Source organism: Pseudomonas sp. B35(2017), from assembly GCF_002113645.1.
GTDB classification, from domain to species: Bacteria; Pseudomonadota; Gammaproteobacteria; order Pseudomonadales; family Pseudomonadaceae; genus Aquipseudomonas; species Aquipseudomonas ekonensis.
On sequence record NZ_NEIZ01000008.1, the window covers coordinates 62,899 to 75,637 of the forward strand.

The 12,739-nt window shown below is 65.2% G+C and carries 15 protein-coding genes; 10 read left to right on the plus strand and 5 right to left on the minus strand.

Annotation, left to right across the window (positions count from 1 at the left end):
• Positions 1 to 16: 16 nt before the first annotated feature.
• Entirely contained in the window at positions 17 to 337 is a 321-nt protein-coding gene (locus CAG41_RS15805) for a hypothetical protein (RefSeq protein WP_085577657.1), read from the minus strand.
• A gap of 131 nt (positions 338 to 468) precedes the next feature.
• A complete protein-coding gene (locus tag CAG41_RS15810) occupies positions 469 to 1,059 on the minus strand; it encodes a cysteine hydrolase family protein (protein WP_085577656.1) in 591 nt (196 codons plus the stop codon).
• Between the two features lie 239 nt (positions 1,060 to 1,298).
• Between CAG41_RS15810 and prmB the strand changes: the two genes are divergently transcribed.
• Complete coding sequence (gene prmB, locus CAG41_RS15815; RefSeq protein WP_085631228.1) at positions 1,299 to 2,207, plus strand: 50S ribosomal protein L3 N(5)-glutamine methyltransferase; 909 nt, start codon at positions 1,299 to 1,301, stop codon at positions 2,205 to 2,207.
• Positions 2,208 to 2,259: 52 nt separating this feature from the next.
• Here the strand turns inward: prmB and CAG41_RS15820 are convergent, their stop codons facing one another.
• Complete coding sequence (locus CAG41_RS15820; protein ID WP_085577654.1) at positions 2,260 to 3,051, minus strand: hypothetical protein; 792 nt, start codon at positions 3,049 to 3,051, stop codon at positions 2,260 to 2,262.
• Between the two features lie 103 nt (positions 3,052 to 3,154).
• A complete protein-coding gene (locus CAG41_RS15825) occupies positions 3,155 to 4,105 on the minus strand; it encodes an alpha/beta hydrolase (RefSeq protein WP_085577653.1) in 951 nt (316 codons plus the stop codon).
• A gap of 130 nt (positions 4,106 to 4,235) precedes the next feature.
• Between CAG41_RS15825 and aroC the strand changes: the two genes are divergently transcribed.
• The 5 genes from aroC to mtnC all read left to right on the plus strand — a co-directional run bounded on the left by aroC (position 4,236) and on the right by mtnC (position 8,451).
• Positions 4,236 to 5,327 carry a chorismate synthase gene (gene aroC / locus CAG41_RS15830; RefSeq protein ID WP_085577652.1) on the plus strand — a complete coding sequence of 364 codons (1,092 nt, stop codon included), beginning with the start codon at positions 4,236 to 4,238 and terminating at the stop codon, positions 5,325 to 5,327.
• A 33-nt stretch (positions 5,328 to 5,360) separates the two neighbouring features.
• Complete coding sequence (locus tag CAG41_RS15835; protein ID WP_085577651.1) at positions 5,361 to 6,506, plus strand: MFS transporter; 1,146 nt, start codon at positions 5,361 to 5,363, stop codon at positions 6,504 to 6,506.
• Positions 6,503 to 7,123 carry a methylthioribulose 1-phosphate dehydratase gene (locus CAG41_RS15840; protein WP_085577650.1) on the plus strand — a complete coding sequence of 207 codons (621 nt, stop codon included), beginning with the start codon at positions 6,503 to 6,505 and terminating at the stop codon, positions 7,121 to 7,123. Before CAG41_RS15835 ends, CAG41_RS15840 begins: the two co-directional genes overlap by 4 nt.
• A 94-nt stretch (positions 7,124 to 7,217) precedes the next feature.
• Positions 7,218 to 7,763, plus strand: coding sequence for an acireductone dioxygenase (locus tag CAG41_RS15845; RefSeq protein ID WP_085638259.1), 546 nt, complete (start codon positions 7,218 to 7,220; stop codon positions 7,761 to 7,763).
• Positions 7,764 to 7,767: 4 nt separating this feature from the next.
• Complete coding sequence (gene mtnC, locus CAG41_RS15850; protein WP_085577648.1) at positions 7,768 to 8,451, plus strand: acireductone synthase; 684 nt, start codon at positions 7,768 to 7,770, stop codon at positions 8,449 to 8,451.
• A gap of 74 nt (positions 8,452 to 8,525) precedes the next feature.
• Here mtnC and CAG41_RS15855 read toward each other — a convergent pair whose 3' ends face one another.
• On the minus strand, positions 8,526 to 8,804 hold the full coding sequence (locus CAG41_RS15855) for a DUF3509 domain-containing protein (protein WP_085577884.1): 279 nt from the start codon (positions 8,802 to 8,804) through the stop codon (positions 8,526 to 8,528).
• A 391-nt stretch (positions 8,805 to 9,195) separates the two neighbouring features.
• On the opposite strand from CAG41_RS15855, the gene CAG41_RS15860 reads away from it, so the two are divergent.
• The 4 genes from CAG41_RS15860 (at position 9,196) to CAG41_RS15875 (ending at position 12,536) form a co-directional block, all read left to right on the plus strand.
• Positions 9,196 to 11,034, plus strand: coding sequence for a long-chain-acyl-CoA synthetase (locus CAG41_RS15860; protein ID WP_085577647.1), 1,839 nt, complete (start codon positions 9,196 to 9,198; stop codon positions 11,032 to 11,034).
• 96 nt (positions 11,035 to 11,130) lie between these two features.
• Entirely contained in the window at positions 11,131 to 11,649 is a 519-nt protein-coding gene (locus tag CAG41_RS15865; protein ID WP_085577646.1) for an ankyrin repeat domain-containing protein, read from the plus strand.
• A gap of 94 nt (positions 11,650 to 11,743) precedes the next feature.
• Positions 11,744 to 12,274: a hypothetical protein gene (locus CAG41_RS15870; RefSeq protein ID WP_085577645.1), complete on the plus strand. Its 531-nt coding sequence runs from the start codon at positions 11,744 to 11,746 to the stop codon at positions 12,272 to 12,274.
• A gap of 70 nt (positions 12,275 to 12,344) precedes the next feature.
• Positions 12,345 to 12,536 carry a PLDc N-terminal domain-containing protein gene (locus CAG41_RS15875; protein WP_011062611.1) on the plus strand — a complete coding sequence of 64 codons (192 nt, stop codon included), beginning with the start codon at positions 12,345 to 12,347 and terminating at the stop codon, positions 12,534 to 12,536.
• The last annotated feature ends 203 nt before the right edge of the window (positions 12,537 to 12,739 follow it).

Below are 12,739 nucleotides of genomic sequence, written 5' to 3' on the forward strand. Positions count from 1 at the left end.
AAGCCGGGCCGTGGGGTCAGTCGTGTTTTTTCATCAGGTGCGGGGACATGTTCAGTTCCCGCGATTGCCGGGCACGGCGTCGGCAGCGGCGCCACAGGGCCACGCCGAAGTACAGGAACAGCAGACCGAGCGCCAGGACGATCGCCGAAGCGGCGGGCGTGGCGTTCAGGTCGCCGAGCGCCGGCGGGCGCCCCAGCAGGCTGGCGGCCCCGGCCATCGCCAGCAGCACCCCGAACGTCGCCAGGATGGCGGCGAACGCAGCGCCGAACCGAAAACGCCAGTTGCGTTGGCCCTTGGGCCGCAAGCGGCGTGCGTCAAATCCATCGGATAACTTCATTCCGACCTTCCTCAATGGTATCGGCCCTTCGACCGGGAGTTGACCGGGTTGTTCCTGAGGCTAGGGTAATTGAAGCGAATGCGAGGCTTTTGCGGATGAGCGGCGCGGCGGGCCGCTCACCGAAGGGGTTTTCAGATCAGGTCCTGGGTCAGCGCGAGGGTGGCGAAGTTGTCGGCCATGATCGCCATTTCCGCCTCCTGCACCTGTTCGGCGCTGAGCACGCGGCCCTTGAACGGCAGGTCGCGGGTGGCGCAGGCGTCTTCGACCAGGGTGCAGCGGAAGCCCAGGTTCTTCGCCGCGCGCACGGTGGTGCTGACGCTGGAGTGGCTCATGAAGCCGCAGACGATCAGATCCAGCGAACCGAGGGTCTGCAGGCGATCGTAGAGTTCGGTGCCGTGGAAGGCGCTCGGCAGCAGTTTGCCGATGATGGTCTCATCGCCCTGGGGTTCCAGGCCGGGGATGAACTCGCCGCGTTCGCCCTGCGGGTCGAACAGGCCGCCGACGGTGCCGAGGTGGCGCACATGCACGATCGGACGACCGGCCGCACGGGCGGCGGCGACCAGTTGCTTGATGTTCGCGACAGCCGCGTCCATGCCGCTCAGGGCCAGCGGGCCGCTGAGGTATTCCTTCTGGGCATCGATGATGACCACGGTGGCATGGCTCAACGTGGCCGCTGCGTAACCGCGGCCGCTGAGTTGAAACATCGTTTTTGGAACGGACATTCTGGGGCTCCTTGGGAGGGGGCTTTTGCGACATTGTCCTCTGGCTGAGCGGTTCTGTGAATCGCTACCATCGTAGGCACCGTCGTTACTGGGCTGCAGCCTTGTCAAGTGACACGTTCTGTTCAATAGCTGGCGTGAAAAATAGAAAAGTCCTACCGATGAGCCAGAGTTTTTCCTGCGTCGTCGTGGCGCGTTTTGGCTGGTAGAATCGCCAGTCGTTTTTTCTGGAGTTCTGCCCCGTGATCACTTCCCGACTTCGTACCCTGCGTGACCATATCCGTTGGGCCGTCAGCCGCTTCCATGGGGAGGATCTGTTTTTCGGCCATGGCACCGACAACGCCTGGGACGAAGCCCGGCAACTGGTGTTGGGTGCGCTGCACCTGCCGTGGGAAATCGCCGACAGCTACCTCGACTGCGCACTTGAAGACGATGAGCTGGTCCATCTTCAGCATCTGCTCAAGCGCCGCATCGTCGAGCGCATCCCGACCGCCTACCTGCTGGGCGAGGCCTGGTTCTGCGGGCTGTCGTTCATCGTCGATTCCCGGGTGCTGATCCCGCGTTCGCCGATCGGCGAGCTGATCGAAAACCGCTTCGCACCATGGATCGGCAACGCGCCTGCGCGGATCCTCGACCTGTGCACCGGTTCCGGCTGCATCGGCATCGCCTGCGCCTACGAGTTCCAGGACGCCGAAGTGGTGCTGGCGGATCTGTCGTTCGAGGCGTTGGAGGTGGCGAACCGGAACATCGAGCGCCATGGCGTCGAAGAGCGCGTGTACACGGTGCAGGGCGACGGCTTCGACGGTCTGCCGGGGCAACGCTTCGACCTGATCGTGTCGAATCCGCCCTACGTCGACGCGGAAGATTTCGCTGACATGCCGGACGAGTACCAGCACGAACCGGAACTGGGCCTGGCCTGCGGTGACGACGGCCTGAATCTGGTGCGGCGGATGCTCGCCGAGGCGGCGGACCATCTGACCGAGAAAGGCTTGCTGATCGTCGAGGTGGGCAACAGCCAGGTGCACGTCGAGGCGCTGTACCCGGAAGTCGATTTCGCCTGGCTGGAGTTCGAGCGCGGCGGGCACGGTGTGTTCATGCTCACCGCCGAACAGTGCCGCGCCCATCAGGCGCTGTTCGCTTCGCGCGTCTGACCTGACGGCGCAGCGTGTGGCGGGGGCGTGAGTGCCCTCGCCACGACACCTGTCAGCGGTGGGTGGCGATCCAGATCAGCAGGCCGGCCTGGAACACCGCGAACGCCACCAGGCACGTGATGGTGAAGCGCAGCCCGGCGTCTTCGCGCTTGAACTTGCTGACCTTTTCTTCCTGTTTCTTCAGTTTGACTTCCTGCTCGGCCAGGTTCTGCTCGGCCTGCTGCAGCATCTGCGCGGCCTCCAGAATCTCGACGATCTGCAGCTTTTCCGTGTTCCAGTCGCCGCGCAGGTCGCCGACCTCGACGTCCTTGACGCTGCCCTTGAGGTGCTGGGCGTCGGCGTAGGCCACCTCAAAGCCGTGTCCGCGCAGGAAATGGTCGCGGCGCAGGCGGGTGTCTTCGTTCAGCGCGTCCTTGTTGTTCAGGTCGGTGCCGTCGACGGTGTAGCCGGGCCAGCGCTTTTTCGCCCACGTAATGCCCTGGGCGGCCATGAAGCGGCCGATGCCGCGGTTCACCGGCTCGATCTGCAGGCCGGTGTCCGGGCCGAAATGCACGCGTTTGGCCGTGTGGTCGACCCACACGTCCAGATGGTTCTGTTCCTTGCGCACGCGCTGGCCGGGCAGCTTGATGGCCATGCGCATCAGGCTCTTGTCCTTGCCGTGGCGTTCGGCGTAACCGAACTCGACAAAGCGCAGCGGCCTTGCGCCGGTGTTACGGTCGGTCTGCTGGGGGGCCAGGCGGAGCATCTTGTGGTGCTCGACGTGGACATCCGCCCATGGCAGCTCGACCGCTGGCGGTGCGTCTTTTTCAGCGGTGGTGTCGGGTGAAGTCTGGGTTTCAGTCATAACGGCGAGATCCTGTCCAAGCGCTGCTTGCCGCCAGCCGATACGCGGGCGACAAACGCTTATCGGCCGTTTTTCCGAGGACTGGAGGGCAAACGCCGCTTAATCAGGTGCGAAGCCCGTCAATGAATTCGAGCAGCCGCGCGCCGAGCTCGGCCGCCAGCGGCAGATTCGGGTCCTTGTAGGAGGCCAATTGCCGCTTCACGTCGTTGGGAACGATGCGCAGCACATGGTTCATGCCTTCGATCAGCGCCAGTTGCGCATCCGGTTTGGCGGCCTTGAGCAGACGGGCGTCATCGACCTGCACCTGGATGTCGTGGCTGCCCTGGACGATCAGCGCCGGCATCTTCAGCGCCGCGAAGGCCGCCGCCGGATCCTGGCGGAACAGGGAAATCAGGTAGGGCTGCACGCTCGGCCGGAAAATCACCTGCAACGGCGCCGGCACGCGGTCGTCGGTGTGACCGGCCTTGAGGCTGTCGAGCAGTTCGTTGCTGCGCAGCATCAAGGCCGGCGGCAGGCTGCGGGCCAGTTGCTGGCGCAGCACCTGATCGATGGGGCGGGCGCTGCCGGACAGGGAAATCACCGCCGCCGCATCGACTTTCGGCGCAGCGAGGCTGGCGATCAGCGCGCCTTCACTGTGGCCGAGCAGGATCAACGGGCCGAAGCGCGGGTCAGCCTTGAGCTGGCGGCCCCAGGCCACGGCATCTGAAACGTAGGCCTCCACGGTCAGGTTGCGCTCGTCCGGCGTGGCCGCCAGGCTCGCGGCCACGCCGCGCTTGTCGAACCGGACGCTGGCGACATTGTGCTTGGCCAGCACCCACGCCAGCCGCTTGAGGCTGTCGTTGCGCCCGCCGTCGGGGTTGTTTCCGTCACGGTCCGTAGGCCCCGAGCCAGAAAGGATCAAGACGACAGGCACAGGCTTGTCGGACTTTGGCAGCAACAGCGAGCCGAAAAGTTCGCCGCTGTCGGTGGTCAAAGTGACCGGGCGTTGCAGGACGGTCGCCTGGGCAAAGCCGGTCAGAAGGGTCAGGCTCAAGATCAAAACTCGCAGCATCATCACGCCATCATTTGCAAAGGTGCCGGTTGGACTCGGCATCACCCGTAAGGTTCGAGGATGAACTAGTCGGTTAGCCTGCGTATACTGGCGCGCATCACGAATTTGGGTTCGATTTCACGGAGCGTCCTGCATGTCCGGCAATACCTACGGCAAGCTGTTCACTGTCACCACCGCAGGCGAGAGCCATGGACCGGCGTTGGTCGCCATTGTCGACGGCTGCCCGCCGGGCCTGGAGATCTCCCTGGACGACCTGCAGCGCGACCTCGACCGGCGCAAGCCGGGCACCAGCCGCCACACCACCCAGCGCCAGGAGGCCGACGAGGTCGAGATCCTGTCCGGCGTGTTCGAGGGCCGCACCACCGGTTGCGCCATCGGCCTGCTGATCCGCAACACCGACCAGAAGTCCAAGGACTACTCGGCGATCAAGGACCTGTTCCGCCCGGCCCACGCCGACTACACCTACCACCACAAGTACGGCGAGCGCGACTACCGCGGCGGCGGCCGCAGCTCGGCGCGGGAAACCGCGATGCGCGTGGCCGCTGGCGCCATCGCCAAGAAGTACCTGGCCAGCCAGGGCATCGTCGTGCGCGGCTACATGAGCCAGCTCGGCCCGATCGAAATCCCGTTCAAGACCTGGGACTCGGTGGAGCAGAACGCCTTCTTCAGCCCGGATCCGGACAAGGTGCCTGAGCTGGAGGCCTACATGGACCAGCTGCGTCGCGACCAGGATTCGGTCGGCGCCAAGATCACCGTCGTGGCCGAAGGCGTGATGCCGGGCCTGGGCGAGCCGATCTTCGACCGCCTCGACGCCGAACTGGCCCACGCGCTGATGAGCATCAACGCGGTGAAGGGTGTGGAGATCGGCGCCGGGTTCGCCTGCGTGGCCCAGCGCGGCACCGAGCACCGCGACGAGCTGACCCCGGAAGGCTTCCTGAGCAACAACGCCGGCGGCATCCTGGGCGGCATCTCCTCCGGCCAGCCGATCGTGGCGCACCTGGCGCTCAAGCCGACGTCCAGCATCACCACGCCGGGCCGCTCCATCGACATCCACGGCAACCCGGTGGACGTGATCACCAAGGGCCGCCACGACCCGTGCGTCGGCATCCGAGCCACGCCGATCGCCGAGGCGATGATGGCCATCGTGCTGATGGACCACCTGCTGCGCCACCGCGGGCAGAACGCCGACGTGAAGGTGAGCACCCCGGTGCTGGGCCAGCTCTGATGGGCCGCCTGACAGCCGCCGTGGCCTGACGGCATGGCGGCGCTCCCGTACTGGCGGCTGTCCAGTTTCTATCTGTTCTATTTCGCCTTGCTCGGCTCGACGGCGCCGTTCCTGGCGCTGTACTTCGATCATCTGGGGTTCAGCGCCGCACGCATCGGCGAGCTGGTGGCGATCCCGATGCTGATGCGTTGCGTGGCGCCGAACCTCTGGGGCTGGCTGGGCGACCACACCGGCAGGCGCCTGGCCATCGTGCGCTTCGGCGCGGTGTGCACGCTGCTGACGTTCTCGCTGATCTTCGTCAGCAAGAGCTACGCGTGGCTGGCGATGGTCATGGCGCTGCACGCGTTCTTCTGGCACGCGGTGCTGCCGCAGTTCGAGGTCATCACCCTGGCGCACCTGCAAGGCCAGACCTCCCGCTACAGCCAGATCCGCCTGTGGGGCTCCATCGGCTTCATCATCACCGTGGTCGCGCTGGGCCGGCTGTTCGAATGGCTGAGCCTGGACATCTATCCGGCGGCGCTGGTGCTGATCATGGCGGGCATCGTCCTCAGCAGCCTGTGGGTGCCGAACGCGCAGCCCGCCCAGGGCGACCGGCCGACGGGGGAGGGCTTTCTCAAGCAATTGCGCCGCCCCGGCGTGCTGGCGTTCTACGCGTGCGTGGCGCTGATGCAGATGAGCCACGGGCCGTACTACACGTTCCTGACCCTGCACCTGGAACGCCTGGGCTACAGCCGCGGCGTGATCGGCATGCTGTGGGCGCTGGGCGTGGTCGCCGAGGTGCTGATGTTCATGGCCATGAGCCGGATCCTGGCGCGCTTCTCCCTGCGTCGGGTGCTGATGGCCAGTTTCCTGCTGGCGGCGCTGCGCTGGCTGCTCTTGGGTTCGTTCGCCGAATTCCTCGGGGCGCTGCTGTTCGCCCAGGTGCTGCACGCGGCCACGTTCGGCAGCTTTCACGCCGCTGCCATCCAATTCGTGCAACGTAGCTTCGGCGCCCGCCAGCAAGGCCAGGGCCAGGCGCTGTACGCGGCGCTGGCCGGCACCGGCGGCGCGCTCGGCGCGCTGTACGCCGGGTACAGCTGGAACGCCCTCGGCGCGACATTGACCTTTAGTATCGCAAGCCTCGCAGCGTTCGCCGCTGCCGTTATCATTGCCACTCGCATGCAAGAGGACAGGCCATGAGCCTTACCCGTGAACAGCTCGCCCAGCAGATCATCGACGCCGGGCGCTTCCTTTATGGCCGCGGCTGGTCGCCGGCCACCAGCAGCAACTACTCGGTGCGCCTGTCGCCGAGCGAGGCGTTGCTGACCGTGTCCGGCAAGCACAAGGGTCAACTGGGCCAGGACGACGTGCTCGCCACCGACCTTTCCGGCAATAGCCTGGAGCCGGGCAAGAAACCGTCCGCCGAAACCTTGCTGCACACCCAGCTCTACACCTGGCGCCCCGAAGTCGGCGCGGTGCTGCACACCCATTCGGTCAACGCCACGGTGCTGTCGCGCCTGACGCCGGGCGACTTCATCGATTTCGAAGACTACGAACTGCAGAAGGCCTTCAGCGGCGTTTCGACCCACGAGTCCCGGGTGCGGGTGCCGATCTTCGATAACGACCAGGACATTGCACGCCTGGCCGCCAAGGTGCAGCCTTGGCTGGACGCCCACCCCGACTGCGTCGGGTATCTGATCCGCGGCCACGGCCTCTACACCTGGGGCGCGCAGATGAGCGACGCGCTGCGCCAGATCGAGGCCTTCGAATTCCTGTTTGAATGCGAGCTCAAGACCCGCAGCGTATTGAACCGTTAACGGCAGACGCCGACGTCGCCGACCGCCTGATGCAGCGCTGCGCCCACCGGTGTCCACAAGCCGGACGGCGTGGCCGAAACCGAGGAATTGCCCCATGAGCAGCCTGTCCGTCTACCACGTTTCCAGCCCTGAGATTCCGAACAAGGTGCTGACCCATTTCGAAGACATCGCCGCGACTCTGGCCGAGCAGGGCGTGCGCTTCGACCGCTGGCAGGCCGCCACGAAGATCGAGCCCGGCGCCAGCCAGGACGAAGTCATCGGCGCCTACCGCGAGCAGATCGACAAACTGATGACCGAACGCGGTTACATCACCGTCGATGTGGTCAGCCTCAACAGCGACCACCCGCAGAAGGCCGAACTGCGCGCCAAGTTCCTTGACGAGCACCGCCACGGCGAGGACGAAGTGCGTTTCTTCGTCGCCGGCCGAGGCTTGTTCACCCTGCACATCGACGACTACGTGTACGCGGTGCTGTGCGAAAAGAACGACCTGATCTCGGTGCCCGCCGGCACCAAACACTGGTTCGACATGGGCGAGCACCCGCATTTCGTCGCGATCCGCCTGTTCAACAACCCCGAAGGCTGGGTCGCCAACTTCACCGGCGAAGACATCGCCGGCCGCTTCCCGCGCCTGGAGGACTGAGCCGATGTCGATCAAAGTCATCCTCACCGACATCGAAGGCACCACCAGCGCGGTGAGCTTCGTGTTCGACGTGCTGTTCCCGTATGCGGCCGAACATTTGCCGGATTTCGTCCGGCGCAACGCCGCACGGGCGGACGTCGCCGAACAGCTCGACGCCGTGCGCCGTGACAGCGGCGAGCCGCAGGCCGATGTCGAGCGCGCCATCGCGATCCTGCTGGGCTGGATCGCCGAAGACCGCAAGGCCACGCCGCTCAAGGCGTTGCAGGGCATGGTCTGGGAGCAGGGCTATCAGGCCGGGCAACTGAAGGGCCATGTCTATCCGGATGCCGTCGAGGCGCTCAAGCGCTGGCATCAGGCGGGCCATCAACTGTTCGTTTATTCCTCCGGCTCGATCCAGGCGCAGAAACTGATCTTCGGCTGCTCGGAGGCGGGGGATCTGACGCCGCTGTTCGACGGCTACTTCGACACCACGTCGGGGCCCAAGCGTGAAGAACAGTCCTACCGCAACATTCAACAGGCCATTGGCGCCCGGCCGGAGCAGATCCTGTTCCTGTCGGACATCGTCCAGGAACTCGATGCCGCCCAGGCCGCCGGCCTCAAGACCTGCGGCCTGGCCCGCGACGGCGGCGAACTGGAAGGGCACGTGACCGTCGACAGCTTCACCGGCATCGAACCGGAAGCGTTCTGACCTTTAGTTAGTCCGCGCAAAAGCAAACAGGCCGTGAAGCGAACCTTCACGGCCTGTTTGCTTTTGCGGTCGGGTTACAGCGAGTGATACGTCGGCAGGGCAAAGCGCTGCTGGCTCTGCAGCATGGAGATCTGCGGAAGTTCGCTGGCCTGTTCGGCCAGGTCGCGGCGGATCGCGCTGATCGCCCACGACAGTTGGTCGCCGTTGTGCAGTTGCTGATACGTGAGCGCCCGTTTGAACACTTTGCCTTCACCATCGCGCAGCGTCAGCAGGATGCCGCCGTCGGGGCGTGCCTGGGTGGTGACGTTGTACTGGGAGAACAGGGAGGAGAATTTTTCTTGGATCAGGCTCATGTCGTTCAGCTCCGTATGCACATGAATGGCAAGCATGCACAGAGGGTTGCAGCGATTGTGCCAGCATTTCTTTTTTGTAAAATTACTTATAAATCAATAACTTAAAAAATCTCTGTGATTCGGTTGTCGTGCAATCTGCATGAATGGCCATCGTGCATCCTGCATTTTGCGGGATCGCGACCGATGGGAAGGAACCTTTGCGCCGCCACCGTGATCGCGTCCCGGCCGGGGCGGACGACGGATACAAAACATTGCAAAAACCGCGTGTACAGCCCGAGAAGCGCTGACGTATTTTCGGTCTCGGCCCTCGCTGCCCAAGCGCCGGTCGCCGCACAGGATTGCCCGACAATAAAAAAGCCGGCCTGCACGCCAAGGCCGAACGGGAGCTGCCATGAGTCACGCGCCAAGCGACACGATCACCTGGAGCATGATGCTCCGCAAACTGCCGGCCATCGCCAAAGCCCTCCCGCGGGTGGTGAAGGGCATGAAGGCGGCCAACGTCAAGGATCCGACCCAGACGTGTGGCTTGGGCTGGACGTTCGAGCAAGCGGCCCTGCGCAACCCCGACGGCCCCGCGCTGCTGTGCGGCGACGTCGTGCTCAGTTATGCCCAGACCAACCGCTGGGCCAACCGCATCGCCCACTACCTGATCGGGCAGGGCATCGGCAAGGGCGACGTGGTGGCGGTGTTCATCGAGAACCGTCCGGAGCTGCTGGTGACCATTCTGGCGCTGGCCAAGGTGGGCGCCGTCAGCGCGCTGCTCAACACCTCCCAGACCCGCGACACGCTGATCCACAGCGTGAACCTGGTGGCGCCGGTGGCGATCGTCGTCGGCGCGGAACTGTTGCCGGCCTATGCGGCGGTGCGCGAACAGGTGTCGATCCCTGCGCCGCGCACCTGGTTCGTGGCCGACCAGGACACCTCCCGCCATCCGGGCATCGCGCCCGACGGCTACGTCAACCTCATCAGCGCCAGCGCCGATGCCTGCAGCGACAACCCGGCCAGCAGCCGCGACATCCATTTCGACGACCCGTGCTTCTATATCTACACCTCCGGCACCACCGGCCTGCCCAAGGCCGGGGTGTTCAAGCACGGCCGCTGGATGCGCAGCTCGGCCAGCTTCGGCATGATCGCCCTGAACATGGGCCCCGACGACGTCGTCTACTGCACCTTGCCGCTGTACCACGCCACCGGCCTGTGCGTGTGCTGGGGGTCGGCGGTCAACGGCGCCTCGGGCTTCGCCATCCGCCGCAAGTTCAGCGCCAGCCAGTTCTGGGGGGACGTGCGCCGCTACCGGGCGACCACCATCGGCTACGTCGGCGAGCTGTGCCGCTATCTGGTGGACCAGCCGGCCAGCGCCGACGACGGCCGCCACGAGGTGCGCAAGATGATCGGCAACGGTCTGCGCCCAGGTGCCTGGGCCGAGTTCAAGACTCGGTTCGCGGTGGAGCACATCTGCGAACTGTACGCGGCGAGCGACGGCAACATCGGCTTCAGCAACATCCTCAATTTCGACAACACCATCGGGTTCTCGCTGATGGCCTGGGAGCTGGTCGCCTACGATCACGACAGCGGCCAGCCGGTGCGCGGCGGCGACGGCTTCATGCGCAAGGTCGGCAAGGGCGAGCAGGGCCTGCTGCTGGCGCGGATCGACGACAAGGCGCCGCTGGACGGCTACACCGACCCGCAGAAGACCGCCAAGGTGGTGCTGCAGGATGTGTTCGCCCGCGGCGACCGCTTCTTCAACACCGGCGACCTGCTGCGCAACATCGGTTTCGGCCATGCGCAGTTCGTCGACCGGCTCGGCGACACCTACCGCTGGAAGGGCGAGAACGTCTCGACCACCGAGGTGGAGAACCTGCTGCTGCAGCACCCGAACATTTCCGAGGCGGTGGCCTACGGCGTGGAGATCCCCAACACCAACGGCCGTGCCGGCATGGCGGCGATCACCCCGGCCGAATCGCTGGCCACCCTGGATTTCGCCGAACTGCTGGCCTTCGCCCGCCAGCGCATGCCGGCCTATGCGGTGCCGCTGTTCTTGCGGGTGAAGGTGAAGATGGAAACCACCGGCACGTTCAAGTACCAGAAGACCCGCCTCAAGAGCGAGGGCTTCGACCCGGGCCTGACGGGGGACGATCCGGTGTACGCGTGGCTGCCCGGCAGCCAGACGTATGTGCAGGTCAGCGGGCAGGTATTGGCCGACATCGGCGCCGGGAAATACCGTTATTGAGTTTGGCTATTGGCTGGCTTGGAAAAAAGAGGGTGACAGCTATCGTTCGGCTCGGGAAACTGTCGCCATTCCGATCGACCGAAAGTGGAGTTTCCCATGTCCGACCAAAACCGCCAGATGACCCCGGAAGAGGCCGCCGCCTTCACCGAGCAGGTGTTCAACAAGGCCCGCGAGGGCGACGCGGTGATGCTCGACCGGCTGATCGGCGCGGGGCTGCCGGTGAACCTGCGCAACGGCAAGGGCGACACGCTGCTGATGCTGGCCAGCTATTACGGGCACCTGGACGCGGTGCAGGTGCTGCTCAAGCACAAGGCCGACCCGGAGCAACGTAACGGCAACGGTCAGAGCCCGATCGCCGGCGCGGCGTTCAAGGGTGACCTGGCGGTGGTCAAGGCCTTGGTCGACGGCGGCGCCGACATCGACGGCGCCTCGTTCGACGGCCGTACGGCGCTGATGATGGCGGCCATGTTCAACCGGGTGGAAATCGTCGAGTACCTGATCGGCAAGGGCGCCGACCCGAAAGCCAAGGACGCCAACGGCGTCACCGCCCTCGACGCGGCCCGCACCATGGGCGCGGCCGACACCACGGCGCTGCTGGAAAAGCTTCTGGGCTGAAACCGGCCTCAGGTCGGAACCGGGCCTGTGGCGCAGGCGAGAATGCGCTATCCTGCGCGCCCTCGAAAAACCTTCGCCACAGGATCCGCCCCCCATGAAAGCCGCACTCGCCGAACTCATCAGCAAAATCAGCTCCGGCTGCATGGCCGAGGACGAAATCCTGAAGGTCGCCGATGAAGCGGCGCAGGCCTACGCCGATGCTGACGCCTTCCTGGCCGCCAACACCGACATCAACTACGACGACACCTTCCCGATCCCCCTGGGCGAGTGGGTGGTGGTCGGCAGCCTGCCGGACACCGTGCTGTTCCAGGCCGACACCTATGCGGACCTGTTCGCGCAGATCGTCGCGTCGTTCGGCCCCGGCGTGGAATTCAACCTCAAGCCCAAGCAACTGGCCAAGACCGAAGCCCTGACCGCGCTCAACCGCATCCAGATCCAGATGAGCAGCCTGAACAAGGAAAACGGCGGCTACACGCTGATGAACTTCAGCCAGCTGCTCGATGACGAGCTGCAAGTGGTGCTGGTGTACGGCAACGACGTGCCGCGGGTGCTGGAACTGTGCGCCGAAACCGGCATCGCCGCCGCGCCGGCGCTGGAGGCCCTGAAGGTCGCGGTGCACGTCTGAGGCAATAAAAAGGAACCCCGGCCGGCGCCGTCTATCCTAAGGGTGCATGCCACCACTTCGGAGCGACGCCATGGGTTCCACGTTCAACGGCCTGGTCGGGCTGATCATCCTTGCCCTGGACATCTGGGCGATCATCAATGTGCTGAAAAGCGGCGCCGAGACCGGGATGAAGATCCTCTGGGTGCTGCTGATCATCCTCCTGCCGGTGCTGGGCCTGATCATCTGGGCGATCGCGGGCCCCAGGGGCAATGTGCGGCTTTGACCCGAACCTGCGGGAGCGTTTGACTGATCCGGCCCTCAGGTGCCTGGGCGGACGCCATCGCCAGCCGGGGCGCCTCCCGGCCGGATCGATGCCGTCTCTCGCGCAAGGATCGCGCCCGGCCGATGAACCGGGGTTCGACCTGTCATCTTGCGCAACGTAGAATGCGCGCCTTTCCCGGGCAGTCGTCACTGCGACCGTCGCCC

Bases quoted from the DNA above. Each gene is read 5' to 3' on its own strand.
- CAG41_RS15805 (WP_085577657.1), bottom strand. From the start codon at position 337: ATGAAGTTATCCGATGGATTTGACGCACGCCGCTTGCGGCCCAAGGGC.
- CAG41_RS15810 (WP_085577656.1), bottom strand. From the start codon at position 1,059: ATGTCCGTTCCAAAAACGATGTTTCAACTCAGCGGCCGCGGTTACGCA.
- CAG41_RS15820 (WP_085577654.1), bottom strand. From the start codon at position 3,051: ATGACTGAAACCCAGACTTCACCCGACACCACCGCTGAAAAAGACGCA.
- CAG41_RS15825 (WP_085577653.1), bottom strand. From the start codon at position 4,105: ATGATGCTGCGAGTTTTGATCTTGAGCCTGACCCTTCTGACCGGCTTT.
- aroC (WP_085577652.1), top strand. From the start codon at position 4,236: ATGTCCGGCAATACCTACGGCAAGCTGTTCACTGTCACCACCGCAGGC.
- CAG41_RS15835 (WP_085577651.1), top strand. From the start codon at position 5,361: ATGGCGGCGCTCCCGTACTGGCGGCTGTCCAGTTTCTATCTGTTCTAT.
- CAG41_RS15840 (WP_085577650.1), top strand. From the start codon at position 6,503: ATGAGCCTTACCCGTGAACAGCTCGCCCAGCAGATCATCGACGCCGGG.
- CAG41_RS15845 (WP_085638259.1), top strand. From the start codon at position 7,218: ATGAGCAGCCTGTCCGTCTACCACGTTTCCAGCCCTGAGATTCCGAAC.
- mtnC (WP_085577648.1), top strand. From the start codon at position 7,768: ATGTCGATCAAAGTCATCCTCACCGACATCGAAGGCACCACCAGCGCG.
- CAG41_RS15855 (WP_085577884.1), bottom strand. From the start codon at position 8,804: ATGAGCCTGATCCAAGAAAAATTCTCCTCCCTGTTCTCCCAGTACAAC.
- CAG41_RS15860 (WP_085577647.1), top strand. From the start codon at position 9,196: ATGAGTCACGCGCCAAGCGACACGATCACCTGGAGCATGATGCTCCGC.
- CAG41_RS15865 (WP_085577646.1), top strand. From the start codon at position 11,131: ATGTCCGACCAAAACCGCCAGATGACCCCGGAAGAGGCCGCCGCCTTC.
- CAG41_RS15870 (WP_085577645.1), top strand. From the start codon at position 11,744: ATGAAAGCCGCACTCGCCGAACTCATCAGCAAAATCAGCTCCGGCTGC.
- CAG41_RS15875 (WP_011062611.1), top strand. From the start codon at position 12,345: ATGGGTTCCACGTTCAACGGCCTGGTCGGGCTGATCATCCTTGCCCTG.